Genomic DNA, 424 nt, shown 5'->3' with positions numbered 1-424 from the left:
ATCGGCATGGAACTGCTGGACTCCGGCGAGTACTTCCAGGTGCTGGATGAGCTGGCCCGCCGCGACAAGCGCGTGTTCGCCGACCTGAAGTTCTTCGACATCCCGGCGACCGCTGCAGCGGTGATCAAGCGCCTGTCGCAGTGGCCGGTGAGCTACGCCACCATCCATGGCTGGCACCCGGCGATGATGGAGGCCTGCGCGGCCGCCAACAGCAGCGACATGCGCCTGCTGGCGGTGACCGTGCTGACCTCGATGGGGCGCGCCGATCTGGCGCAGATGGGCGTCGACCGCGAGCCGGTGGACGTGGTGGTCGAACGCTCGTTGGCCGCCCAGGCAGCGGGCGTCGATGGCGTGATCGCCTCGGGCCAGGAGGCTGCACCGATCCGTGCCGCGACCGGTAGCGGGTTCTCGATCGTCTGTCCGG

At 69.1% G+C, this 424-nt stretch carries 1 protein-coding gene; it reads left to right on the top strand.

What is annotated here, in order from left to right; all coding sequences use genetic code 11:
* A partial coding sequence (pyrF, locus tag D7X55_RS46825) for an orotidine-5'-phosphate decarboxylase (protein WP_121725778.1) occupies positions 1 to 424 on the top strand: 424 nt, incomplete at both ends.

The organism is Corallococcus sp. AB049A (assembly GCF_003668885.1).
In the GTDB taxonomy this organism is placed as follows: Bacteria; Myxococcota; Myxococcia; order Myxococcales; family Myxococcaceae; genus Corallococcus; species Corallococcus interemptor.
This window is presented reverse-complemented; position numbering and strand designations above follow the sequence as displayed.